The organism is Serratia sp. Ae19-1 (assembly GCF_059801225.1).
The window spans coordinates 107,474-132,139 of record NZ_JBCHWD010000006.1 but is presented as its reverse complement, the minus strand read 5'-3'; the positions used below and the strand labels follow the sequence as shown (position 1 = coordinate 132,139).

The 24,666-nt window shown below is 60.2% G+C and carries 23 protein-coding genes; 14 read left to right on the top strand and 9 right to left on the bottom strand.

The annotated features are described in order from the left end of the window. The first annotated feature begins 107 nt into the window (after window positions 1–107). The gene (locus AAIE04_RS17895; protein WP_063919253.1) at window positions 108–872 is read left to right on the top strand and encodes a GntR family transcriptional regulator; all 765 of its coding nucleotides are present in this window, start codon (window positions 108–110) and stop codon (window positions 870–872) included. Here the strand turns inward: AAIE04_RS17895 and AAIE04_RS17890 are convergent. Then, on the bottom strand, window positions 869–1,897 hold the full coding sequence (locus tag AAIE04_RS17890; RefSeq protein WP_063919252.1) for an ADP-ribosylglycohydrolase family protein: 1,029 nt from the start codon (window positions 1,895–1,897) through the stop codon (window positions 869–871). The genes AAIE04_RS17895 and AAIE04_RS17890 overlap by 4 nt on opposite strands. Window positions 1,898–2,276: 379 nt before the next feature. On the opposite strand from AAIE04_RS17890, the gene phoP reads away from it, so the two are divergent. From phoP to AAIE04_RS17875, 3 genes are all read left to right on the top strand, one after another. Next, window positions 2,277–2,948 carry a two-component system response regulator PhoP gene (gene phoP / locus AAIE04_RS17885; protein ID WP_004941169.1) on the top strand — a complete coding sequence of 224 codons (672 nt, stop codon included), beginning with the start codon at window positions 2,277–2,279 and terminating at the stop codon, window positions 2,946–2,948. A 5-nt stretch (window positions 2,949–2,953) separates the two neighbouring features. Beyond that, window positions 2,954–4,411: a two-component system sensor histidine kinase PhoQ gene (gene phoQ / locus AAIE04_RS17880; RefSeq protein WP_025160271.1), complete on the top strand. Its 1,458-nt coding sequence runs from the start codon at window positions 2,954–2,956 to the stop codon at window positions 4,409–4,411. Between the two features lie 84 nt (window positions 4,412–4,495). After that, complete coding sequence (locus AAIE04_RS17875) at window positions 4,496–5,617, top strand: JmjC domain-containing protein (protein ID WP_440528812.1); 1,122 nt, start codon at window positions 4,496–4,498, stop codon at window positions 5,615–5,617. 40 nt (window positions 5,618–5,657) lie between these two features. Here the strand turns inward: AAIE04_RS17875 and AAIE04_RS17870 are convergent, their stop codons facing one another. Both AAIE04_RS17870 and pepT read right to left on the bottom strand, forming a co-directional pair. Further along, the gene (locus tag AAIE04_RS17870; protein WP_154747007.1) at window positions 5,658–6,746 is read right to left on the bottom strand and encodes a malate/lactate/ureidoglycolate dehydrogenase; all 1,089 of its coding nucleotides are present in this window, start codon (window positions 6,744–6,746) and stop codon (window positions 5,658–5,660) included. An 87-nt stretch (window positions 6,747–6,833) separates the two neighbouring features. Then, complete coding sequence (gene pepT / locus AAIE04_RS17865; RefSeq protein WP_063919251.1) at window positions 6,834–8,063, bottom strand: peptidase T; 1,230 nt, start codon at window positions 8,061–8,063, stop codon at window positions 6,834–6,836. A 57-nt stretch (window positions 8,064–8,120) separates the two neighbouring features. On the opposite strand from pepT, the gene AAIE04_RS17860 reads away from it, so the two are divergent. From AAIE04_RS17860 to AAIE04_RS17830, 7 genes are all read left to right on the top strand, one after another. Beyond that, the gene (locus AAIE04_RS17860; protein WP_498577458.1) at window positions 8,121–8,411 is read left to right on the top strand and encodes a hypothetical protein; all 291 of its coding nucleotides are present in this window, start codon (window positions 8,121–8,123) and stop codon (window positions 8,409–8,411) included. Window positions 8,412–8,419: 8 nt separating this feature from the next. Then, window positions 8,420–9,535, top strand: a complete 1,116-nt coding sequence (gene potA, locus AAIE04_RS17855; protein WP_019454793.1) for a spermidine/putrescine ABC transporter ATP-binding protein PotA — start codon at window positions 8,420–8,422, stop codon at window positions 9,533–9,535. After that, window positions 9,519–10,379 (top strand): spermidine/putrescine ABC transporter permease PotB, encoded by an 861-nt coding sequence (gene potB / locus AAIE04_RS17850; protein ID WP_019454792.1) that lies wholly within the window; start codon window positions 9,519–9,521, stop codon window positions 10,377–10,379. Before potA ends, potB begins: the two co-directional genes overlap by 17 nt. After that, window positions 10,376–11,158 (top strand): spermidine/putrescine ABC transporter permease PotC, encoded by a 783-nt coding sequence (potC, locus tag AAIE04_RS17845; RefSeq protein WP_019454791.1) that lies wholly within the window; start codon window positions 10,376–10,378, stop codon window positions 11,156–11,158. The genes potB and potC overlap by 4 nt, the downstream gene beginning before the upstream one ends. Window positions 11,159–11,385: 227 nt before the next feature. After that, window positions 11,386–12,429, top strand: a complete 1,044-nt coding sequence (gene potD, locus AAIE04_RS17840) for a spermidine/putrescine ABC transporter substrate-binding protein PotD (RefSeq protein ID WP_019454790.1) — start codon at window positions 11,386–11,388, stop codon at window positions 12,427–12,429. A gap of 202 nt (window positions 12,430–12,631) precedes the next feature. Continuing rightward, complete coding sequence (locus AAIE04_RS17835) at window positions 12,632–13,015, top strand: hypothetical protein (RefSeq protein ID WP_498577457.1); 384 nt, start codon at window positions 12,632–12,634, stop codon at window positions 13,013–13,015. Between the two features lie 29 nt (window positions 13,016–13,044). Next, window positions 13,045–13,809: a glycosyltransferase gene (locus tag AAIE04_RS17830; protein ID WP_498577456.1), complete on the top strand. Its 765-nt coding sequence runs from the start codon at window positions 13,045–13,047 to the stop codon at window positions 13,807–13,809. 105 nt (window positions 13,810–13,914) lie between these two features. Here the strand turns inward: AAIE04_RS17830 and cobB are convergent, their stop codons facing one another. From cobB to lolC, 5 genes are all read right to left on the bottom strand, one after another. Then, window positions 13,915–14,751, bottom strand: a complete 837-nt coding sequence (cobB, locus tag AAIE04_RS17825; protein WP_015377583.1) for a Sir2 family NAD+-dependent deacetylase — start codon at window positions 14,749–14,751, stop codon at window positions 13,915–13,917. 91 nt (window positions 14,752–14,842) lie between these two features. Then, window positions 14,843–15,760 (bottom strand): N-acetylglucosamine kinase, encoded by a 918-nt coding sequence (gene nagK / locus AAIE04_RS17820; RefSeq protein ID WP_498577455.1) that lies wholly within the window; start codon window positions 15,758–15,760, stop codon window positions 14,843–14,845. A 53-nt stretch (window positions 15,761–15,813) separates the two neighbouring features. Continuing rightward, window positions 15,814–17,061, bottom strand: a complete 1,248-nt coding sequence (gene lolE, locus AAIE04_RS17815; protein WP_498577454.1) for a lipoprotein-releasing ABC transporter permease subunit LolE — start codon at window positions 17,059–17,061, stop codon at window positions 15,814–15,816. Continuing rightward, entirely contained in the window at window positions 17,061–17,765 is a 705-nt protein-coding gene (gene lolD, locus AAIE04_RS17810; RefSeq protein WP_004941120.1) for a lipoprotein-releasing ABC transporter ATP-binding protein LolD, read from the bottom strand. Before lolD ends, lolE begins: the two co-directional genes overlap by 1 nt. Continuing rightward, window positions 17,758–18,960, bottom strand: coding sequence for a lipoprotein-releasing ABC transporter permease subunit LolC (lolC, locus tag AAIE04_RS17805; RefSeq protein ID WP_198636519.1), 1,203 nt, complete (start codon window positions 18,958–18,960; stop codon window positions 17,758–17,760). Before lolC ends, lolD begins: the two co-directional genes overlap by 8 nt. Window positions 18,961–18,998: 38 nt before the next feature. Between lolC and AAIE04_RS17800 the strand changes: the two genes are divergently transcribed. After that, window positions 18,999–19,259 carry a hypothetical protein gene (locus tag AAIE04_RS17800; RefSeq protein ID WP_498577453.1) on the top strand — a complete coding sequence of 87 codons (261 nt, stop codon included), beginning with the start codon at window positions 18,999–19,001 and terminating at the stop codon, window positions 19,257–19,259. A 10-nt stretch (window positions 19,260–19,269) separates the two neighbouring features. After that, window positions 19,270–22,743: a transcription-repair coupling factor gene (gene mfd / locus AAIE04_RS17795; RefSeq protein ID WP_198636520.1), complete on the top strand. Its 3,474-nt coding sequence runs from the start codon at window positions 19,270–19,272 to the stop codon at window positions 22,741–22,743. Between the two features lie 32 nt (window positions 22,744–22,775). Here mfd and AAIE04_RS17790 read toward each other — a convergent pair whose 3' ends face one another. Then, the gene (locus AAIE04_RS17790) at window positions 22,776–23,876 is read right to left on the bottom strand and encodes a GGDEF domain-containing protein (RefSeq protein ID WP_498577452.1); all 1,101 of its coding nucleotides are present in this window, start codon (window positions 23,874–23,876) and stop codon (window positions 22,776–22,778) included. A gap of 201 nt (window positions 23,877–24,077) precedes the next feature. On the opposite strand from AAIE04_RS17790, the gene AAIE04_RS17785 reads away from it, so the two are divergent. Then, window positions 24,078–24,563 carry a heme-degrading domain-containing protein gene (locus AAIE04_RS17785; protein WP_498577451.1) on the top strand — a complete coding sequence of 162 codons (486 nt, stop codon included), beginning with the start codon at window positions 24,078–24,080 and terminating at the stop codon, window positions 24,561–24,563. Window positions 24,564–24,666: the final 103 nt, after the last annotated feature.

The window sequence follows — 24,666 nt, the reverse complement described above, 5'->3', positions numbered from 1 at the left end:
GGCGATGGCACTCTACTCTACCTCATTTCACACCCTCGGCGGCGGCGGTTGCGCTGCCCGGCGAAATCCCCTTAAATAAGCCATCGCATTGAGGCTACAGGACGGCTATGAGCAAGGAGACCAACCAGCGCCTGCTGGACAAACTGCAGCGAGATCTGGCCAGCGCGGGCGCGATGCCGCTGTATCTGCGCTTCAACGCCTCGGTGCGCCAGGCCATCGAGCAAGGATTGCTGAACGCGGGGGACTTCCTGCCCAGCGAGCGCCTGTTCACCGAACAGCTCGGCATCTCGCGCATCACGGTGCGCAAAGCGCTGGCTTGTCTGGAGCAGGACGGCATCATCGGTCGTTCGCGCGGTTACGGCACCTTTATTCAACCGCAGCGGCCCGAGCCGAAGCTGTGCTATTCGTTGGCGGACGTCAAAGGATTCTCGGGCGAGGTGATATCGCAGGGGCGCCGGCCGGATACGCAATGGATCAGCCGCGAACGGGTTCCGGCCAGCGTCGAACTGGCGGAAAAGCTCCAACTGGCGGCCGGAACGCCGATCTACCAACTCAAACGCATTCACTTTATCGATCGACGGCCGATGTCGGTGGCGGTGTCCTACGTGGTGACGGCGGCGATTGCCAACGTCGACGAGATCGGCATCTCGCTGTACGACTACTTCCGGCGCAATAACGTGGGGATGGGATCGCTGCGCAGCCAGGTCAGCGCGGCGATGGCCGACGACGAGACCCGTCAGGCGCTGCTGTTGTCAGAACCGATGCCGCTGCTGATCGTGCGCCAGACGCTGTTCGACCACCATAAAAAGCCGATCGAATACAGCGAGAGCTTCTGCCGCAGCGACATGTACGAGTTTACCAGCGAAAGTTAACCCGTTGACGCTTCGCCCTGCCGCCGACGGCGAAAACGCACCAACGCCTGGGCATAAGCCTCGACGTCCAGCGGGTTCACCCGCCGCAACTCGGCCAGCAGCGCAGGGTCCATCGCTTCGGCGCCGTGCAGCGCGCCGCAAATCGCCGTGGCCATCGCGCCAATGGTGTCGGTATCGCCGCCCAGGTTGGCGCACAGCACGGCGCAACGGGTAGGATCGGTGTGCGCCAGCTGCACCATCGCCAGCGCCGCCGGCACCGACTCGATGGTGCTCACCCCGGCGCCGATCAGCTGATACACCCGCTCGGAGGCCTGCTCGGGATCGCCTGCCTCATCCACCACCTGAAACGCCAGCTCAATGCGTGCCGCCAGCGAGGGGCTGAAGGTCGTTTCTTCGCGGCGCTGGGCATATTCCGCTACGTCCGGCAACGCCTGGCGAATCGAGGCCCAATCCGCGCCCTCTACCGCCCGCGCAACCGCCCAGGCGATCGCCACCGCACCGGCGACGGCGATGTCGGATTTGTGCGTCGGGCTGGAGGCCAACCACACCTGCCGGCAAAAATCCTCCAGCGGTGCAGACGGCAGCACGCAGCCCAACGGCGAAATGCGCATCGCCGCGCCGTTGGTGACGCCGTTGTTTTCCAACTCGGCGATCGGCGTTCCCGCTTTCTGCTCGCTCAACGCCAGTTTGGAACTGGGGCCGAGAATGTTCTTGTTGAAGGCATCAAAACTGTCCACCCAGCGGATTACGTTGCGGGCGATCAGCGCCGGCACCACCTCACCTTCCGCTTCCAGCAGCGCATCGGCCAGCGCCAACGCCATCGCGGTATCGTCGGTATATTGCCCGGCCTTGAAGTAACAGGCGGCCGAGTTCTCCGCCGGCCCATCGAGAAAGCCGTCTATCCAGCCGAAGTGGCGCTTAACCCGCTCGCGCGGCCACAGCTCGGAAGGCATGCCGAGCGCGTCGCCCAGCATCTGTCCGTAAAGTGCGCCCGCTACGCGTTCTGCCTGGGTTAACTGCTTCATCCTTCGCTCCTGAAAAGTGTGCCGACACATTAATAATACCTTATTAGTACCTTTAAAGCTTTTCAAGCGCGCCGGTTCATACTTTCTCCTGTCGATAATGCCCGACGTGTTTAAGTTGCGTTTAACGTTGCCCCGCCGCTGTTTATCCGACGTTTATCAGAACTTGTCGATAATGGCGGCGAACAAATTGATAGCGCTTATTTTAATACATTGCTTCGGCTCTCTTGCGGGCCGGGCGGGTTATACCTACCATAGCCTCAGCACTTTTTGCCAAAATGGTTCAGGTGGCCGCGCGCTATCCCCTGACACGCCGCAGAGCGTGTTCCTTTTTATCGCGTGGGTGACAGGACGTTCACCCGCATAGTCTCAGGAGTTCGCCATGCGAGTACTGGTTGTTGAAGATAATGGTTTGCTGCGCCACCACCTTTCCGTTCAGATGCGCGAGATGGGCCACCAGGTTGACGCGGCGGAAGACGCCAAAGAAGCCGATTATTTCCTGCAGGAGCATGCGCCGGATATCGCCATCGTCGATCTCGGCCTGCCGGGTGAAGATGGCCTGAGCCTGATCCGCCGCTGGCGCGCGCACCAGACCAAGCTGCCGATCCTGGTGCTGACCGCCCGCGAAAGCTGGCAGGACAAAGTGGCGGTGCTGGAAGCCGGCGCCGACGACTATGTCACCAAGCCGTTCCACCTGGAAGAAGTGATCGCCCGCATGCAGGCGCTGATGCGCCGCAACAGCGGCCTGGCCTCACAGGTGATCGTGCTGCCGCCATTCCAGATCGATCTGTCGCGCCGCGAACTGAGCGTCAACGATCAGCAAATCAAGCTGACCGCTTTTGAATACACCATCATCGAGACCCTGATCCGCAACGCCGGCAAGGTGGTGAGCAAGGATTCGTTGATGTTGCAGCTCTACCCTGACGCCGAACTGCGCGAAAGCCACACCATCGACGTGCTGATGGGCCGCTTGCGCAAGAAGGTGCAGGCGGAATACCCGCATGAAGTGATCACCACGGTACGTGGCCAGGGCTATCGTTTTGACGCGAAGTGAACATGATGTTCAACAAGAATAAAAAACCGTTTTCGCTACGCGCCCGTTTCCTGATGGCGACCGCCGGGGTGATCCTGGCGCTGTCGCTCTCTTACGGTTTGGTGGCGGTCGTCGGCTATATCGTCAGCTTCGATAAAACCGCCTTCCGCCTGCTGCGCGGCGAAAGCAACCTGTTCTTCAGCCTGGCGCAGTGGAAAGACAACAAGCTCACCATCGCCATTCCCCCCGACATCGATCTCAACTTCCCCACGCTGGTGTTTATCTACGACGATAAAGGCAACCTGCTGTGGAGCCAGCGCAAGGTGCCGGAGCTGGAGAAGCTGATCAACAAAGAGTGGCTGGAGGAGTCCGGCTTCTACGAAATTGACACCGATACCCGCATCAGTAGCGAAGTGCTGGGGGACAACCCCAAAGCGCAGGATCAGCTGAAGAATTATGATGATACCGATCAGAATGCGCTGACCCACTCGGTGGCGGTCAACACCTATGCCGCGACGGCGCGTCTGCCGGCGCTGACCATCGTGGTGGTCGACAGTATTCCGCAAGAGCTGCAGCGCTCCGACGTGGTGTGGGAGTGGTTCAGCTATGTGCTGCTGGCCAACCTGCTGCTGGTGGTGCCGCTGCTGTGGCTGGCGGCCTATTGGAGCCTGCGGCCGATCAAGGCGCTGGTCAATCAGGTGGGCGAGCTGGAGAACGGCGAGCGCGATCAGCTGGATGAGAATCCGCCCAGCGAGCTGCGCGGGCTGGTGCGCAATCTGAACATTCTGGTGCGCAACGAACGCCAGCGTTACACCAAATATCGCACCACCCTGTCGGATCTGACCCACAGCCTGAAAACGCCGCTGGCGGTGCTGCAAAGCACCCTGCGTTCACTGCGCAGCGGCAAGCAGACCACCATCGAAGAAGCCGAGCCGATCATGCTGGATCAGATCGGGCGCATCTCGCAGCAGATCGGTTACTACCTGCACCGGGCCAGCATCAACTCCGGCCAGACGGTGTTGACGCGCGAGATCCACTCGGTGCCGGCGCTGCTCGACAGCCTGGTGGTGGCGCTGAACAAGGTTTATCAGCGCAAAGGGGTGGTGATCACGCTGGACATCTCGCCGGAAGTGACCTTTATGGGCGAGAAGAACGACTTTATGGAAGTAATGGGCAACGTGTTGGAAAACGCCTGCAAATACTGCCTGGAGTTCGTGGAAATCACCTCGCTGCACTCCGAGAAAAACCTCACCATCGTTATCGACGATGACGGCCCGGGCATCCCGGAAAGCAAGCGCCAGCTGATCTTCCAGCGCGGCCAGCGGGTGGATACTCTGCGGCCCGGTCAGGGCCTTGGCCTGTCGGTGGCGGCGGAGATCATCGAGCAATACGACGGCGAAATCGTCATCAGCGACAGTCCGCTCGGCGGCGCGCGCATGCAGGTTACCTTCGCCCGCCAGCACGACACCCACCACAACGAGTAAATTATGCCTCTGCGGCCCCGATCCACGGGGCCAAACTTCCGTTATAATCGCACTCAGGCTCACTCCTCTATCCTGGAATAGAACATGGATTATCAATTAGATCTGGACTGGAACGATTTTTTGCAACGTTATTGGCAAAAGCGTCCGGTGATTCTGAAGCGCGGCTTCAAAAACTTTATCGATCCGATCTCCCCGGATGAGCTGGCCGGGCTGGCGATGGAAAACGAAGTGGACAGCCGTCTGGTCAGCCACCAGGACGGCCGTTGGCAGGTTGCGCACGGCCCCTTCGAGAGCTTCGACCACCTGAGCGAAAACAACTGGTCGCTGCTGGTGCAGGCGGTGGACCACTGGCATGAGCCTTCCGCCGCGCTGATGCGCCCGTTCCGCCAACTGCCGGACTGGCGGATGGATGACCTGATGATCTCCTTCTCGGTGCCGGGCGGCGGCGTCGGCCCGCACCTCGATCAGTACGACGTGTTCATCATTCAGGGCACCGGCCGCCGTCGCTGGCGCGTTGGGGAAAAAACGCCGCTGAAACAGCACTGCCCGCACCCGGATCTGCTGCAGGTGGAGCCGTTCGACGCCATCATCGACGAAGAGATGGAGCCGGGCGACATTCTCTACATTCCGCCGGGCTTCCCGCATGAAGGCTACGCGCTGGAAAACGCGCTCAACTACTCGGTGGGCTTCCGCGCGCCGAACGGCCGCGAGTTGGTGAGCGGCTTCGCCGACTACGTGCTGGCACGCGAGCTGGGCAGCAAGCGCTACAGCGATCCGGACGTTACACTGCGCGAACACCCGGCGGAGATCCTGCCGCAGGAAGTGGACGCCTTACGGCAGATGATGCTGGATCTGGTGCAACAGCCGGAACACTTCCAGCACTGGTTCGGCGAGTTTATCTCCCAGTCGCGCCACGAGCTGGATCTGGCGCCGCCGGAGCCACCGTATCAGGCCGGGGAAATCTACGAACTGCTGCAACAGGGTGAAGCCCTGCAGCGCCTGGGCGGGTTGCGCGTGCTGCGCATCGGCGATCGCTGCTTCGTCAACGGCGAGCTGATCGATACCGACCAGCTGCAGGCCGCAGACGCCCTGTGTCAGCACTTCAGCGTCGACGCCGCCCTGCTCGGCGATGCGGTGGACGATCCGTCGTTCTTGGCACTGCTGACCGCGCTGGTCAACAGCGGCTATTGGTACTTTAACGACTGATTGCCGTCACGCGAACAAGCCACCCTTCGGGTGGCTTTTTTTATGCCTGCCGCGCCTGCGCGCGATAATCCGCCAGTTCCCCCGCCGTCATGCCGGCCTGCTCCGCCGCAGCGCAAATCTGCTGCCAGGTCGTGGCGTCGATCGGAATGCCCTGCTCCAGCCGCGCCGCGCGGTTGGCCTCCTCCCACTCTCCCGGCACCGCAATCGGCTGTTCGCCGCTCGGCGGCGAAGCTTTGACCCAGCCGATAAACGCTTCGGCTTCGGCCTGCATTTGCGGGGCGTCGAAAGCCTGAGGATCGAGGATCAGGGTCGTCATGCAGTTGAAGATGGCGTCGCTGTCGGCTTTCAGCGTAGCGTCATGGGTGGTGCGGCCGCCGGAGAGCGCGCCGCCGAGGATTTCGCACATCGCCGCCAGCGCGTAGCCTTTGTGCAAACCGAACGGCAGCAGCGAACCGAACGGCGCTTCGTGCATCACTTTCGGCTCGGTGGTCGGCTGACCGTGTTCGTCAATCAGATAGCCCGGCGCCACCGACAACCCTTTGTTATAGGCCACCCGCGTCTTGCCGAAAGCGATGCCGCTGGTGGCGAAGTCCAACAGCAGCGGCGTGCGGCCCGGCCGCGGGAAAATGGCACAGAACGGGTTGGTGCCGAAGCGGCGATCGCTGCCGCCAAACGGCGCCACCATCGGATCGCCCACCACGTTGACGAAGTGAATCGAGATGAAACCGGCGCGGGCGCACTGTTCCGCCCAATGGCCGATGCGGCCGATATGGTGTGCGTTGTGTAGCGCCACCGCCGCCAGACCCAGCTCGCCGGCGCGCTCAATGCCCAGCGCCATCGCTTCGCTGGCCACCACCTGACCGAAGCCGCGTGCGCCGTCAAGCGTCAGCACTGCGCCGGCGTCGCGCACCACCTCGGCATGTTGATTAAGCTGCAATTGCCCCTGTGCCAACGACGCCATGTAGCTGGGGATCATGCCGACGCCGTGCGAGTCGTGCCCGGCCAGATTGGCCTGCACCAGATGGTCGGCCACCAGCTCGGCTTCACGCGCCGTGCTGCCGGCCTGGCGCCAAATCGCCTGAACGAACTGCGCCAAATGCGGGCTGGCGATGCGGTATTCGGTGCTCATCATGCGGTCCTTATACGTGGGGAATAGGCTTCCACACTATGAGCAACGCCTTGTTGCGGCAAGCGATTATGCCGATCGCAAGCGTGTTTACCGCGCCCGTTCGGCGGCCAGCGCCGCGATGCGCATGATTACCGCTACCGCTTGCTCCATGCCCTCCAGCGTCACGAACTCGTGCTTGCCGTGGTAGTTGTAGCCGCCGGTGAACAGGTTCGGGCACGGCAGGCCGCGGAACGACAGCTGCGCGCCGTCGGTGCCGCCGCGGATCGGTTTCATCACCGGTTCGATGTCGCAATCGCGCATCGCCTGCTGCGCCAGCGCGATCACGTGCGGGTGCTCCGCCACCTGTTCGCGCATGTTGTAATAACTGTCTTCGATGCTGACTTCAATATAACAATCGCGCGGCAGGCCTTTGCCGACCTCGCGGGCAATGTCCACCATCTTGCGCTTGCGCGCCTCGAACCCCTCGCGCTCGAAGTCGCGCAGGATGTAGTGCATTTCGGCGCGCTCTACGCTGCCCTTGATGCTGCTGAGGTGATAAAAGCCCTGGTAACCTTCGGTAGTTTCCGGCGCTTCGTCCGCCGGCAGCGCCTGATGAATGCGGGTGGCCAGCGACAGCGCGTTAACCATCACGCCCTTGGCACTGCCGGGGTGCACGCTATTGCCAAGGATTTTGATCGTCACCGAGGCGGCGTTGAAGTTTTCGCACTCCAGCTCACCGACGCCGCCGCCGTCCACGGTATAGGCCCATTCGGCATTGAAGGCCGCGACGTCGAACAGCTGCGCCCCCTTGCCCACCTCTTCATCCGGGGTAAAGGCCACGCGAATGTCGCCGTGCGGGATGTTGCGCGCGCGCAAGCGCGCCATGGCGGTGAGGATCTCGGCGATGCCGGCCTTGTCATCGGCACCCAGCAGCGTTTTGCCATCGGTGGTGATCAGCGTCTGCCCCAGCATCTGATGCAGGATTGGGAACATCACCGGCGACAACACCTCATCGCCGATGCCCAACGCAATGTCGCCGCCGCGATAGTTCTCGACGATCTGCGGATTGACGTGTTTGCCGCTGAAATCCGGTGAGGTATCCAGATGGGCGATAAAGCCGACCGCCGGCACCGGCCAGGCGACGTTGCCCGGCCAGGTGCCCATCACGCAGCCGTGTTCGCTGAGCGACACCCGCTCGAAACCGAGCGCGATCATTTCCTGCTGCAACGCGCGCGCCAGCTTCAACTGCCCGTCGGTGCTCGGCACATGCTTTACATTCGCTTTGGACTGGGTGTCGAAAGAGACGTAGTTGAAAAATCGGTCAAGTAATTTGTCCATGGTAGCGGCCCCTCAGAATATCGCGTTTCATTATGCGGAACCGATCAGGATCAAATATTGCGTCAGGTCATTTTTAACCAGAATTCGCCAATATCATTAATCTTTGTGATGATTTCAGAGGGAAATAACACTGTCATCGCAGGGTCATTTGTCGCTATCATGATGAAAAACGCGGCATCTGGGCCGGATCGGCTTTCAATTCCGGCATTCAGCGTCTATCATGCGCGCTCGAAAAATTTCCATTGGCGCAACTGGTTTGAGCTTCATTTGATCAGCGGGCATTCCCGCAAGCTCCGGCAGTCTTTTCCAGTTGCGGTTCTATCTGCATTAGCCCACGGGATAGAGTAAGACGATAAATGACTGAGACATCCTCTCGCGCCCCCCTTGTTGAACTGCATGCCCTGAGCAAAGCGTTCGATGGCAAAACCATCATTGCCGATCTCGGACTGACCATTAACCACGGCGAATTCCTCACTATTCTCGGCCCCTCCGGCTGTGGCAAAACCACGGTGCTGCGCCTGATCGCCGGGCTGGAAGACGCCGATCGGGGCCGCATCGTGCTCGACGGCCAGGACATCACCGCAATCCCGGCCGAACATCGCCACGTCAACACCGTGTTTCAGAGCTATGCCCTGTTTCCGCACATGTCGGTGTTCGATAACGTCGCCTTTGGCCTGCGCATGCAAAAGGTGCCAGCGGCCGAACTGACGCCGCGCGTCGAAGAAGCGCTGCGCATGGTGCAGCTGGACGACTTCGCCCAACGGCGGCCGGGCCAGCTCTCCGGCGGCCAACAGCAGCGCGTGGCCATCGCCCGCGCGGTGGTCAACAAGCCGAAGGTGCTGTTGCTGGACGAATCGCTGTCGGCGCTGGACTACAAACTGCGTAAGCAGATGCAGAACGAACTCAAGGCGCTGCAGCGCAAGCTCGGCATCACCTTCGTGTTCGTCACCCACGATCAGGAAGAAGCGCTGACCATGTCGGATCGCATCGTGGTGATGCGCGAAGGCCGCATCGAGCAAGACGGCACGCCGCGTGAGATCTACGAAGAGCCGAAGAACCTGTTCGTCGCCAGCTTCATCGGCGAGATCAACATCTTCGACGCGGTGGTCCTGCAACGCCTCGATCCACAGCGGGTGCGCGCCAACGTCGAGGGCCGCGAATGCGACATCTACGCCGATCTGCCGGTAGAACCGGGCCAAAAACTGAAGGTGCTGCTGCGTCCGGAGGATCTGCGGGTGGAAGAAGTGAACGACAGCGCGCAACACGACGGGCTGATCGGCTACGTGCGCGAGCGCAACTACAAAGGCATGACGCTGGAATCGGTGGTCGAGCTGGAGAGCGGCAAGACGGTGATGGTCAGCGAGTTCTTCAACGAAGACGATCCGGACGTCGATCACTCGCTCAATCAGAAGATGGCGGTGACCTGGGTCGAAAGCTGGGAGGTGGTGCTGGCCGATGAAGAAATCGCGTAAAGTCTTCCAGAATGTGGTGATCGTCGGCGTCGTCGCCTGGCTGCTGCTGTTCGTTTTCATGCCGAACCTGATGATCATCGGTGCCAGCTTCCTGACCCGCGACGACGCCAACCTGGTGCAAATGGTGTTCACGCTGGACAACTACCGCCGCTTGTTCGATCCGCTGTATGCCCAGGTGCTGCTGCACTCGCTGAACATGGCGCTGATCGCCACCCTGTGCTGCCTGGTGATCGGCTACCCGTTCGCCTTTATCCTGGCGCGGTTGCCGCAGAAGATGCGGCCGCTGCTGCTGTTTCTGCTGATCGTACCCTTCTGGACCAACTCGCTGATCCGCATCTACGGCCTGAAGCTGTTTCTCAGCACCCGCGGCTATCTCAACGACGCGCTGCTGTGGATCGGCGTCATCGACAAGCCGCTGCGCATCATGTACACCTCGGAAGCGGTGATCCTCGGCCTGGTGTATATCCTGCTGCCGTTTATGGTGATGCCGCTCTACTCCAGTATCGAAAAGCTCGATAAATCCTGCCTGGAGGCGGCGCGCGATCTCGGCGCCAGCAAGCTGCAAACCTTTGTCCGCATCATCGTGCCGCTGACCATGCCGGGCATTATCGCCGGCTGCCTGCTGGTGGTGCTGCCGGCGATGGGGCTGTTCTTCGTCGCCGATCTGATGGGCGGCGCCAAGAATCTGCTGATCGGCAACGTGATTAAAAGCCAGTTCCTCAATATCCGCGACTGGCCGTTCGGCGCGGCCACCAGCATCTGCCTGACGCTGGTGATGGGGCTGTTGCTGCTGGTTTATTACCGGGCCGCACGCCTGCTGAACAAGAAGGAGGATCTGGCATGATCGGACGTCTGCTGCGCGGCGGCTTTATGACGCTGGTATACGCCTATCTGTATATCCCGATCGTCATTCTGATCGTCAACTCCTTCAACGCCTCGCGCTTCGGTATCAGTTGGCAAGGGTTCACCACCAAGTGGTACAGCACGCTGCTCAACAACGACAGCCTGCTGCAGGCGGCGGGCCACTCGCTGACCATGGCGGTGCTCTCCGCCACCTTCGCCACGCTGATCGGCTCGCTGACCGCGGTAGCGCTGTACCGCTACCGCTTTCGCGGCAAGCCGTTCGTCGGCGGCATGCTGTTCGTGGTGATGATGTCGCCGGATATCGTGATGGCGATTTCGCTGCTGGTGCTGTTCATGCTGCTCGGCATTTCGCTCGGCTTCTGGTCGCTGCTGTTCTCGCACATCACCTTCTGCCTGCCGTTTGTGGTGGTGACCGTCTACGCGCGCCTGAAAGGCTTCGACGTGAAGATGCTGGAGGCCGCGCGCGATCTCGGCGCAAGCGAGTTCACCATTCTGCGCAAGATCATCCTGCCGCTGGCATTGCCGGCGGTAGCGGCCGGCTGGTTGCTGAGCTTCACCCTGTCGATGGACGACGTGGTGGTCTCTTCCTTCGTCACCGGGCCGAGCTACGAGATCTTGCCGCTGAAGATCTATTCGATGGTGAAAGTCGGCGTTTCGCCGGAGGTCAATGCGCTGGCCACCATTTTGCTGTTGCTGTCGCTGGTGCTGGTGATCGCCAGCCAGTGGGTGATGCGCGATCGCTCGCCCAAGGCCGAGTAATCCTTCCCGCCGGGCGCTGCGGCGCCCGTCTCTTTCATTGGCCGCAGTGATATGCCAGCGGCCGTTTTTGCTCGCCCCGACTCGGTTAACCCGCTGATTTGCCGCTGGGATAACCGCCTTTACCCACCCCGCCCCGGCCCCTATAATGGCCCCTTTCTGGGGTATGGCGCAGCCGACAAACGGCGGCTCATACGGGTTCGGCTCACTACTGCTGAAGGATACGCTGCATGAAAAAGTGGTCACATCTGCTCGCAGCCGGGATGATGGCGCTGAGTATCTGCTCTGCAAACGCCTCTGACGGCAAAACACTGTACTTCTATAACTGGACTGAATACGTCCCGCCGGGACTGCTGGAGCAGTTCACCAAGGAAACCGGCATCAAGGTGATCTATTCCACCTATGAATCCAACGAAAGCATGTACGCCAAGCTGAAGACCTACAAGGACGGCGCGTACGATCTGGTGGTGCCCTCCACCTACTTCATCGCCAAGATGAGCAAGGAAGGCATGCTGCAAAAAATCGACAAGAGCAAGCTCAGCCACTTCAAGGATCTCGATCCTACCCTGCTGAACAAGCCGTTCGATCCCAACAACGACTACTCCATCCCTTACATCTGGGGCGCCACCGCCATCGGCGTCAACAGCGACGCGCAGGATCCGTCCACCGTCACCGCCTGGGCCGATCTGTGGCAACCGCAGTACAAAGGCCGCCTGCTGCTGACCGACGACGCGCGTGAAGTGTTCCAGATGGCGCTGCTCAAGCTGGGCTATTCCGGCAACACCACCGATCCGAAAGAGATCGAAGCCGCCTACCACGAGCTGCAGAAATTGATGCCGAACGTGCTGGCCTTCAACTCCGATAACCCGGGCAATCCATTTATGGAAGGGGAAGTCAACGTCGGCATGGTATGGAACGGTTCTGCCTTCGTGGCACGCCAGGCCGGCACGCCGCTGGAGATCGTCTGGCCGAAGGAAGGCGGCATCTTCTGGATGGATAGCCTGGCCATTCCGGCCAACGCGCGCAACGTAGAAGGAGCGCTGAAGCTGATCGACTTCCTGCTGCGGCCGGAAATCGCGGTGCAGGTAGCGGAAACCATCGGTTACCCGACGCCGAACCTGGCGGCGAAGAAGCTGCTGTCGCCGGAGATCGCCAACGACCCGTCACTCTACCCGGATAAAGCGGTTATTGAGCACGGCGAGTGGCAAAACGACGTCGGCGACGCCAGCACGCTGTACGAGAGCTACTTCCAAAAGCTGAAAGCCGGGCGCTGATCGTTAGAAAAGCACTATTATCTTCGTTATCCGCCATCATAAGTCGGATAACGAAGTTGCAATAGCTTATTGATGTATATAATGAAGCACTACTCCCTGTAATTATGCGCTAATCTTAACGCATGGAATACCCCTTGTAATTACACATGGATAGCGGTATATTGCCCGATCATTGCATTTTTTAATTATCATGAGGTGGTGAATGCGCATCGGAATTGCGAGCAATGGATACCCTGAAAAGCGGTGTATTACTGGAAACAAAAGTAATAATTTCATCAACTTTGATAAAAGCAATCTATTTAAATACATTAACTTTCTGAACAGCAAACTGCTAAAGAAAGCCCCATCATTTATTTTCAAACCACTCATAGATAGACCCTTAGATAACATTGATGCGCTTCATTTCTTCAACCATACCGGATTAGTAAAAAACAAATGGATTTCAACCTTTGAAACGATTATTCCGAGAGTGCCGGAAGTAATGGATACGCATAGAAAACCGGATGAAAAAATAATTATGAAAAAAACGAAAAAATTGAGGCATTGCTGTCAGCCATCGCAGAAAGTAATTGCCTCAGTATTTTAGCGTTATCACAATCCGCTTATAATATTCAGATGGCTATACTTGATGAATACCCCACTCTTGCCGATTCAATAAAAAGCAAGATGCGTATCGTTCATCCGCCTCAGCAATTGTTAGTGGCAGCGGTAACTGACAAACCAATCGATTCCGACAGGGTAAAGCTTATCTTTGTCGGTCGGGATTTTTACCGTAAAGGCGGTGCAGAAATCGTTCTTGCCGTTAGCGAGCTGGTTGAGAGCGGGACTATTTCAGCAGACGACATTGATGTTACCTTGATCGGCGATCTGAGCAAAAGAGATAATTATGTACATGGGGAATTCAAAGATGATATGCAATTCTATGAGCACATTGAATCCCTTGTAAAGGATCTATCATGTATTTCCCATTTTGCATCGCTTCCTAACGAGCAAGTAATGGAAAAATTCATTAGCAGCCATATTGGCTTGTTGCCAACATGGGGTGACACTTATGGTTATTCCGTATTGGAAATGCAAGCCTGTGGATGTCCAGTGATAACAACTAGCGTTCGCGCACTGACAGAAATAAACCCCTCCGAATCAGGTTGGATGATCGACGTCCCATGTAATAAGTTCAGAGAAATTGTCATCAGTAATTATGATGACAAAAAAGAAATTCGCAATACCATTATAGCTGGCATAAAGAAAAACATAGCCAATGCCGTTGCTGATAAAAAAGCAATCAGTGATAAAGCACAGGCATCAATCGAAAGAATAAAAAATGCACATGCCCCCGACGCCTATTTCAAACTAATTAATTCTATTTATAAAAGTAAATAGGAAAACCCCATTATTATCGTATTAAACTCTAAATGCGTTAATATCTGCGAAAAGCTCAGGTGTGATTAAGTTTTCACCTGAGCTTTTTCATCCCCAAACACACCACTAAGGCCGGTCGGCCCGCGCCACCTTGCCTACCAGGAACTTGTGCACAAAACGCGGCACCACTTCGCTGGCCAGGCCGTAGTGTTTCTCGTCGAACTGGCTCTCCACCTGGCTCGGTTCCAGGTTCAGCTCCATGGCGTAAGCGCCGCCCAGCCGCGCCTCATGCACGAAGCCGGCCGCCGGATAGACGTGGCCAGAGGTGCCGATGGCGACGAAGAAATCGGCCTTGCTCAGCGCCTGGTAGATGTCGTCCATGCCCAGCGGCATCTCGCCGAACCACACCACGTGCGGCCGCAGCGGCGCCGGGAACTGGCAGCAGTGGCAACGGTCGTCGACGCTGAGATCGCCGGGCCATTCGAACACCTGGCCCGACTGGGTGCAGCGCACCTTCAGCAATTCGCCGTGCATGTGCAGCACCCGCTTGCTGCCGGCGCGCTCATGCAGGTTATCGATGTTTTGCGTGACCAGCAGGAAGTTGTCCCCCAGCCACTCTTCCAGATCCGCCAGCGCGCGGTGCGCGGCGTTCGGGGCGATCTCTTCCGTCTGCAGCTGGCGGCGGCGTTCGTTGTAAAACGCCTGCACCAGCGCCGGATCGCGCTGAAACCCTTCCGGCGTGGCGACATCCTCCACCCGGTGTTCTTCCCACAGCCCATCCGCGGCGCGGAAGGTTCGAATGCCCGATTCGGCCGAAATGCCGGCCCCGGTCAACACCACCACAAACGGCTTTTTCAGCTCGGCCGCCGCCATGGTGTCACGGTGAAAAATGCGTGAACGAAAGCGCTGATGCAGCACATGCTTACTCTTGCGAAACTGACACAGCCGATGGCGAGTGTGCATTAACTCTCTCCTTACTTTTCCCTGTTTACCCTTCTTACTGGACGTTGAGGCGTTGTTGGCTGCATACATTCACGCCTGGCCTCAATGCCCATTACGTTGGGCGAGCCAAATTGAGGAACGCCGCGCCGCGCACGCCGCCGGCGTCGCCATAGCGCGCCTTCTCGATACGCGGCAGCCGGGCCACCCGCAGCAGGTGCGCCGGCAGCCGCTGCGGCAACGCCTGGTAGATGGCGTCGAAGTTCGACAACCCGCCGCCGATCACCACCAGGTGCGGATCCAGCACCGTCAGCAGGTTACCCAGGCAGATTGCCAACACGTCCATAAAGCGGTCTACATGAGCCGCCGCCTGCGGCTCACCCGCCTGATAATGCGCAATGATCTCGGTGGCGGGCAAGCGCCGGCCGTAGAAATGAGCGTACATCCATTCGAAACCGCGGCCCGATATATAGTTTTCAATGCAACCCTGATGGCCGCATCCGCAGGCAACGCGAGGCACATCACGCCCCAGTACCTCAAGCGCGTCCACCGGCAGGCGCAAATGACCGAACTCGCCGGCGATATAGTTGCGCCCCGGCACCGTCTTGCCGTCGACGATCAGGCCGCCGCCTACGCCGGTACCGAGGATGATGCCCAACACCGTCGGGTAGCGGCGGAACTCCTCGTCCCAGGCCTCCGACAGCGCAAAACAGTTGGCGTCGTTGTCGACCCGCACCTCGCGCCCGATCAGCGCCGCCAGATCGCGCGGCAGCGGCCGCCCCATCGCCGCCGGCACGTTGGCGGTAAACAGCGTGCCCTCATCGTCGTTGGGCAAGCCCGGTATGCCGATGCCGACGCTGCCGCGCCGGCCGCAAAACGCATCCGCCTCAAGGGTCAGATCGCACAGCGTGGCCAGCAGCTGCCGGTAATCTTCACGCGGCGTCGGCACCCGCTTTTGCCAAATGCGCTGCAGGTTATCGTCGAACACCCCCAGCTCAATCTTGGTGCCGCCCATATCGAAACCGTAGTACATAACCGATCCCCCGGCTAAAAAAACGGGGCGGCATCGCTGCCTCCCCGTGGGTTTTATTGTCCGCTCAGCACTCGCGCCGGATCGATGCGGCTGGCGCGCCTGGCCGGATACCAACTGGCCAACAGGCTGAGCACGATGGCGGTCGCCAGCACGATCAGCACGTCCAGCCAATGCAGCTCCGAAGGCAGGAAGTCGATGAAGTAGATATCGCCCGACAGGAAGGAATGGCCGACCAGCGTCTCGATGCCGCGGATAATGTTGGTCAGCTGCAGCGAAGCGATCACCCCGATCACCACGCCGCTCAGGCTGCCCAGCAGCCCGGCCAACAGCCCGTACCAGATGAAGATGGCGCGGATAAAGCCGTCTTTGGCGCCCAGGGTGCGCAGCACTGCGATGTCGGCGCTTTTGTCTTTTACCGCCATCACCAGCGTGGAAACGATGTTGAAGCAGGCCACGCCGATCACCAGCACCATCGCCAGATACATGATGGCGCGGATCATCTGGATATCGCGGTACATGTAGCCGTACTTGCCGATCCAACTTTTGATGTAGATATAAGAATTGGTCACTTCGCCGGCGTCGCGCACCAGTTTATTGGCGGCGAATACGTCGTTCACCTTGATGGCGATACCCGTGACGCTGTCACCCATGTCGAGATACTGCTGCGCGTCGGCCAGCGGCACCAGCGCCAGGCTGTGATCGAGCTGGCCGCTGAGCTGCAGAATGCCGGTCACGTGCAGGCGAATACGCTTCGGCGACTGCAGCTTCATCTCCGGGTCGCTGTTGGGAATCATGACCGTCACATAAGCGCCCTGCTTGACGCCCAGCGCGTCGGCCACGCCTTTGCCGAGGATCACCTGCTGCTCGCCAGGTTTGAAGTTGGCCCAGGCGTCGCCCTGCACATACTGCGGCAGCGCGCTCAGCCGGCTCTCCTGCTGCGGATCAACGCCTTTGACTTCCACCGCGCGCAGTTGCGCGCCGTTTTCCATCAGGCCGGTGAAATTGATGTAAGGCGCGGCGGCCAAAATGCCCGGCACCTTTTCCACCCGCTGCAGAATCGACGGCCAGCCGCTGAACGGCTGATTGACCGGCTCCAGCTCGCCGTGCGGCACCACCGCCAGAATGCGGTTCTTCAGCTCGCGCTCAAAACCGTTCATCGCGCTCAGCCCGACGATCAGCACCGCCACCCCCAGCGCAATGCCGATGGTGGAGATAACCGAGATCAGCGACACCATGCCGCCGCGTTTACGGCCGCGGCTGAAACGCAGGGCCGTCAGGAAGGACAGTGAGGCTCCCGCCATTACTCGGCCCCCATCAGGGTCAGCTGCGCCTGCAGGTGGCCGTCGGCCATTTCCAGCTGGCGGCTCAGGCGCTTGGCCAGCTGCAGATCGTGCGTCACCACCAGAAATGCGGTGCCCTGGCGCACGTTCAGCTCGCCCAGCAGATCGAAGATGCTGTCCGCGGTGCGTTTGTCCAGGTTACCGGTCGGTTCGTCCGCCAGCACCAGCGCCGGGTTGTTGACCAGCGCACGCGCGATCGCCACGCGCTGACGCTCGCCGCCGGAGAGCTCTGACGGGCGGTGTTTGCTGCGTTTTTCCAGACCGACCGCCGCCAGCATCTCCCGCGCCTTCTCCTGCGCCTGCGCCGGTTTGGCCCCGCCGATCAGCAGCGGCATGGCGGCGTTTTCCAGCGCGGTGAAGTCCGGCAACAGATGGTGGAACTGATAGATGAAGCCCAGCTGGCGGTTGCGCAGCTCGGCCTTGGCCGCCGAAGACATGGCGTTCAGCGATTCGCCCTTGAAAATCACCTCGCCAGAGGTCGGCGAGTCCAGCCCGCCCAGCAGGTGCAACAGGGTGCTCTTGCCGGAACCCGAGCTGCCGACGATCGCCATCATCTCGCCCTGCTGCATGGCAAAGCTGACATTGCGCAGCACATCGGTGTGCAGATTGCCTTCCTGATAGGTCTTGCACAGGTTGTCACACTGCAGCAAAAGATGGTTACTCATAACGTAAAGCCTCAGCGGGTTGTACGGCGGCAGCGCGCCATGAAGGATAAAGCGTGGACAACAGGGAAACCGCCATCGCCACTACGGCGATGATCGTCACCTGCAGCGGATCGACCGCCACCGGCAGCGAAGCGCCGTCGATCAAGGCGCCGAGGATCGGCATCAGATTGTTCAGATTGGTAGCCAGCAGCACGCCGAGCAGCGTGCCGAGCAGCGAACCGATGATGCCGGCGCTGGCGCCCTGCACCATAAATACCGACATAATCTGGCGGCGGGTCAGCCCCTGGGTCTGCAGAATGGCGACTTCACCCTGCTTCTCCATCACCAGCAGGCCGAGCGAGGTAATGATGTTAAACGCTGCCACCGCCACGATCAGGCTGAGCAGCAGCCCCATCATGTTCTTCTCCATGCGCACCGCCTGGAACAGCTCGCCCTTGCGATCGCGCCAGTCTTTCCAGACGGTGCCCGGCGGCAGCGCCTGTTGGCTGAGCGTATCGACCGCCAACGGCTGTTGCAGGAACAGGCGCCAGCCGGTGATATTGCCGGCCGGGTAGCGCATCAGGCGCGAAGCGTCCTGTTGGTTGACCAGCAGCTGATAGCCGTCCACTTCGCTATTGGCGTGGAAGGTGCCGATCAGGGTGAACAGACGCTGGCTGGGAATGCGGCCCATCGGCGTGAACTGACTGGCGCTCGGCACCATCACGCGCAGCGAGTCGCCGCGCTTGACGCCGAGTTGCCCCGCCAGCTGTTCGCCGATGATGATGTTGTATTGGCCCGGCTGCAGCTGCTGCTGCTTGACGTTGACCAGATACGGCGTCAACGGATCGGTTTCGTCAGGATTGACGCCGAGCATCACGCCGACCGCCACGCTGCGGGCGCTTTGCAGCACCACGTCACCGGTGGTCAGCGGCGCGACGCGCGTGACGCCCTGCAGCTTCTGCACCTCGGAGGCCGGCAGCTGCTGCGGGTTGACCGATCCTTGCGGACTGGTGACCAGCGCCTGCGGCATCAGGCCGAGGATGTTGTTCTCCAGATCCTTTTCGAAACCGTTCATCACCGACAGCACGGTGACCAACGCCATCACCCCCAGCGTAATGCCGATGGTGGAAAGCCAGGATACAAACCGCCCGAAGCGGTCTGAGGCTCGCCCGCGCATGTAGCGCAGGCCAATGAATAACGCGACAGGTTGATACATGAAATCCGTTTGATAGCCGTGGCTTAAGCAAAGTGATCATGGATAATAAAGGCTCTCCCTCGTTTAGGGAACACCCGACGGCCTTTTATTGCGTGGCGGCGAAGAGGGAGACGGCGGCAGCTTCGCGCGCTCTTTATCCTCAGCCGCAAAAAACCGGCGGCATTAACCGGTTAAATAACCGGCAGAAAATTGATGGGCAGCGCTTTTTGCTGTGTCAGTTTGCCGGCCGCTGGGCTACTATAAACAGCATAAAGGCGCTGGGTTATCCGTGCCGGGACGCCATCCAACACATTGATTAAAGATACCTGAATGAGCACTTCCGATAGCCGTAACCGTTCCTCATCCCCCCGTTATTCTCTGCCCGATCGCGCGGGCGATCTGCGCCAGCTGGGGCAACTGACCGGCGCGGCCTGCGCCGTGGAGTGCGCCGAGATCGTCGAACGCCACAATGGCCCGGTGATGCTGATCGCGCCGGACATGCAAAACGCCCTGCGGCTGCGCGACGAGATCCAGCAGTTCACCGACCAGATGGTGACCACCCTGTCCGACTGGGAGACCCTGCCGTACGACAGCTTCTCGCCGCACCAGGAGATCATCTCCGACCGTTTGTCGAGCCTGTATCATCTGCCGACCATGGCGCGCGGGGTGATCATTCTGCCGGTCAACACCCTGATGCAGCGCGTCTGTCCGCACGAGTTCCTGCACGGCCATGCGCTGGTGATGAAGAAAGGCCAGCGCCTGTCGCGCGACAAGCTGCGCGCGCAGCTGGAACAGGCCGGATACCGCAGCGTCGATCAGGTGATGGAGCACGGCGAATTCGCCACCCGCGGCGCGCTGCTCGATCTTTACCCGATGGGCAGCGACGAGCCTTACCGCATCGACTTTTTCGATGACGAAATCGACAGCCTGCGCATCTTCGACGTCGACACCCAGCGCACGCTGAGCGAAGTCGAAGCCATCAATCTGTTGCCGGCCCACGAGTTCCCCACCGACAAGAACGCTATCGAGCTGTTCCGCAGTCAGTGGCGCGAACAGTTTGAGGTGCGCCGCGACGCCGAACATATCTATCAGCAGGTCAGCAAAAGCGCCTGGCCCGCCGGTATCGAATACTGGCAACCGCTGTTCTTCAGCCAGCCGCTGCCCTCGCTGTTCAGCTACCTGCCGGCCAATACGCTGATCGTCAACACCGGCGATCTGGAGAGCGCCGCCGAGCGCTTCTGGCAGGACGTCAACCAGCGTTACGAAAGCCGCCGCGTCGATCCGATGCGCCCGCTGCTGGCGCCGGATACGCTGTGGCTGCGCGTCGATGCGCTGTTCGGCGAGCTGAAGGACTGGCCGCGCATCGCGCTGAAAACCGATGAGCTGCCGGCCAAGGCCGGCAATACCAATCTGGATTACCATGCCCTGCCCGATCTGGCGGTGCAGGCGCAACATAAATCCCCGCTGGATAACCTGCGCCGCTTTATCGAAGGCTTCGACGGCAGCGTGATCTTCTCCGTCGAAAGCGAGGGGCGGCGTGAAACGCTGCAGGATCTGCTCGGCCGCATCAAGCTGGCGCCGGCGCTGATCCAGCGTCTCGATCAGGCGGAAACCGCGGGCCGTTACATGATGGTCGGCGCCGCCGAACACGGTTTCCTAGACGGCCTTCGCCAGCGGGCGCTGATCTGCGAAAGCGATCTGCTCGGCGAACGCGTCAGCCGCCGCCGACAGGACAACCGGCGCACCATCAACACCGATACCCTGATCCGCAACCTGGCGGAGCTGCATCCCGGCCAGCCGGTGGTGCACCTGGAGCACGGCGTCGGCCGCTACGTCGGCCTGACCACGCTGGAAGCCGGCGGCATCAAGGCCGAGTACCTGATCCTCTCCTACGCCGGCGAGGACAAGCTGTACGTGCCGGTCTCATCGCTGCACCTGATCAGCCGTTACGCCGGCGGCGCAGACGAAAACGCCCCGCTGCACAAGCTGGGCGGCGACGCCTGGACGCGCGCGCGGCAGAAAGCGGCCGAACGGGTGCGCGACGTGGCGGCGGAGCTGCTGGATATTTACGCCCAGCGAGCCGCCAAGGCCGGTTTCGCCTTCAAGCATAACCGCGAACAGTACCAGCTGTTCTGCCAGACCTTCCCGTTCGAAACCACGCCGGACCAGGAACAGGCGATCAACGCGGTGCTGAGCGACATGTGCCAACCGCTGGCGATGGACCGCCTGGTGTGCGGCGACGTCGGCTTCGGCAAAACCGAAGTGGCGATGCGCGCCGCCTTCCTGGCGGTGGAAAACGGCAAACAGGTGGCGGTGCTGGTGCCGACCACCCTGCTGGCGCAGCAGCACTTCGACAACTTCCGCGATCGCTTCGCCACCTGGCCGATCCGCATCGAGATGATGTCGCGCTTCCGCAGCGCCAAAGAGCAGCAGCAGGTGCTGGACGACGCGGCCGAAGGCAAGGTTGACATCATTATCGGCACCCACAAACTGCTGCAGAGCGATCTGCGCTGGAAAGATTTGGGGCTGCTGATCGTCGATGAAGAGCACCGCTTTGGCGTGCGCCACAAGGAGCGCATCAAGGCGATGCGCGCCGACGTCGATATCCTGACGCTGACCGCCACGCCGATCCCGCGTACGCTGAACATGGCGATGAGCGGCATGCGCGATCTGTCGATCATCGCCACTCCGCCGGCGCGCCGGCTGGCGGTGAAGACCTTCGTGCGCGAATACGACAGCCTGGTGGTGCGCGAAGCGATCCTGCGCGAAGTGCTGCGCGGCGGCCAGGTTTACTACCTCTACAACGACGTGGAGAACATCGAAAAAGCGGCGCAGCGTCTGGCGGAGCTGGTGCCGGAGGCGCGCATCGCCATCGGCCACGGCCAGATGCGCGAGCGCGATCTGGAACGGGTGATGAACGATTTCCACCACCAGCGGTTCAACGTGCTGGTGTGCACCACCATCATCGAAACCGGCATCGACATCCCCAGCGCCAACACCATCATCATCGAGCGGGCCGATCGCTTCGGCCTGGCGCAGCTGCATCAGCTGCGCGGCCGCGTCGGGCGTTCGCACCACCAGGCTTATGCCTATCTGTTGACGCCAAACCCGAAAGCCATGGGCACCGACGCCCATAAACGGCTCGAAGCCATCGCGTCGCTGGAAGATCTCGGCGCCGGTTTTGCGCTGGCGACTCACGATCTGGAGATCCGCGGCGCCGGCGAACTGCTGGGCGAAGACCAGAGCGGCCAGATGACCACCGTCGGCTTCTCGCTTTACATGGAATTGCTGGAAAGCGCCGTCGATGCGTTGAAAAACGGCCGCGAACCGTCGCTGGAAGATCTCACCAGCAACCAGACCGAAGTGGAGCTGCGCATGCCGGCGTTGCTGCCGGAAGACTTCATTCCCGACGTCAATACCCGCCTGTCGCTGTACAAGCGCATCGCCAGCGCGAAGAACGAGGGTGAACTGGATGAGCTGAAGGTCGAGCTGATCGACCGCTTCGGTCAGTTGCCGGATGCAGCGCGCAACCTGTTGCAGTGCGCGGCGCTGCGCCTGCATGCGCAGAAGCTGGGGATCAAGCGCATCGAGAGCAACGAGCGCGGCGGCTTTATCGAGTTCGGCGATAACAACCGCGTCGATCCCGGCTATCTGATCGGTCTGCTGCAGGGCAATCCGCAGGTTTACCGCCTGGACGGCCCAAGCAAGCTGAAGTTCACGCTCGATCTGGCCGACCGTCAGAAGCGCCTGACGTTCACCGAAGAGCTGCTGAACGCCTTCCGCGAACACACACTGGCGGCCTGAGGCAACGCCCCCGCCATCACGGTGGGGGCGGCCTATTCGCGCGGGAAACCGGCGCCCAGCGGGGCCAGCTGCATCACGCGACTGGTCACCACCCGGTTTTTACCGCTGCGTTTCGCCTCATACAAGGCTTCATCGGTCATGGCGATCGCTTTGTCCACCGTCATGCCGGGCAAATACAGCGACACGCCGATGGATATCGTGATGTGCGCCTCGTCGTGCGCATTCAGCAAGAACGTCGAACTTTCCACCGCGCTGCGAATGCGCTCCGCCACCCCGCCGATGACCTGCGGATCGTAGCTGGCGGTGATCACCATAAATTCCTCGCCGCCGTAGCGCCCGACGAAGTCCTCGTTGCGCACGCTGTTTTGCAGCAGCCGGCCGACGCTGGCCAGCAGTACGTCGCCTGCCGGGTGGCCGTAGGTGTCGTTAACCTTTTTAAAGTCATCCAGATCGAGGATCATCAGCCCGCACGGGCGGCGCTCGACGCGCTGCAACATCAGCTGGTAATCGACGCTGGCGCGGTTGTTGATATGGGTCAGGCTGTCGGTGGTGGCACGTGCGCGCATCGCGAAATAGGCGTAGATATGACGCTCTTTGAAATTCAGCGCATGGTAACAAATCGCCAGACAGAGCGCGGACATCGCCTGATACAGCAGCACGTCCAGCCACAGCCCGCTCATATCCATCAATACCCACACCACGGCAATGCGATACAGTGCAATGGCGCCGATCGTCAGATAAAACGTCCAATGGGATTTCTTCAGCCACACCCGCGACAGCAGCAGCGGCACCAGAATCGAGGCGATAAACAGATTATCGACGGTGAAACCGCCGGTCAGCGCCATGGCGAACAGAAAGCTCACCAACCCGCTGACGCCGCCGCCGAAGAAGGTCACCAGCACCATCGGGATCATCGCAAAGCTGTAGTGCACCTTATCGTTTAGCAGCAGCCGGTCCTGGCTTAAATAGAGCACCGCCACTCCGGCCAGCAGGCCGAAAACGATGCGTTTCCACAGTGCGGAACGGTAGGAGAAAGGGGCGTTTTTACTGAGGACGAAATAGCTTATCGACAACGTGGCGTAGGTAATGCAAGCGTCGCTGTAAATGGCGGGAATAGACACAATGTAAGTCATAAAGAATCAGCGCGCTCCTCGGGATCGCCAGGGGTGTAATGTACAGACGTTGAATAACGCATCCCTGTCGTCTCCGCTTCGGCGGCGGGTATTTTACACAGTCTAATAATAGAGTAGCAGTTCTATCTTATCACCAAGCCGTCTATCTCACGGCGAACGCTTCGGGCTACTCTGTGCAGGGTGTAATCAGGGGAGAACCGCATGAATATCGACGATGAACTGCACGCGCTCAGCGAACAGGAAGCGACGCTGGCCTTTACGCATTTTGACGCCGCTACCGCCTGGGAGCTGGGCGCCGCGCTGAAAACCGCCGCCGAACGGCGCGGCCTGAGCATCGCCATCGAGATCCAACTCGCCGGGCAGACGCTGTTTTATTACGCCATGCCGGGCGCAACGCCGGACATCGCCGACTGGGTGCGGCGCAAACGCAATTTGGTGAACCATTTTCACAAAAGCTCTTACGCCATCGGCCTGCGCCTGCAGCAGCGGCAAACGTCGCTGGAGGAGCGTTACGGGCTGAGCGTGCGCGACTATTCGGTACACGGCGGCGCCTTCCCGCTCAATCTCGCCGGCCTCGGCTGCGTCGGCAGCATCAGCATTTCCGGCGCGCCGCAGAAAGAAGATCACCAGCTGCTGGTGAGCACTTTAGCCGATTTTCTCGACTTACCCTTGCCCGCCCTTCACTAACCGTTAAAACCTCGCGTATTCCTGTGCTGCACAGCCGCAGAATCTGCGGCTGACTTACCCGACAACGGTATTTAGCGCCGGATAAAACGACGACTCTCTGATT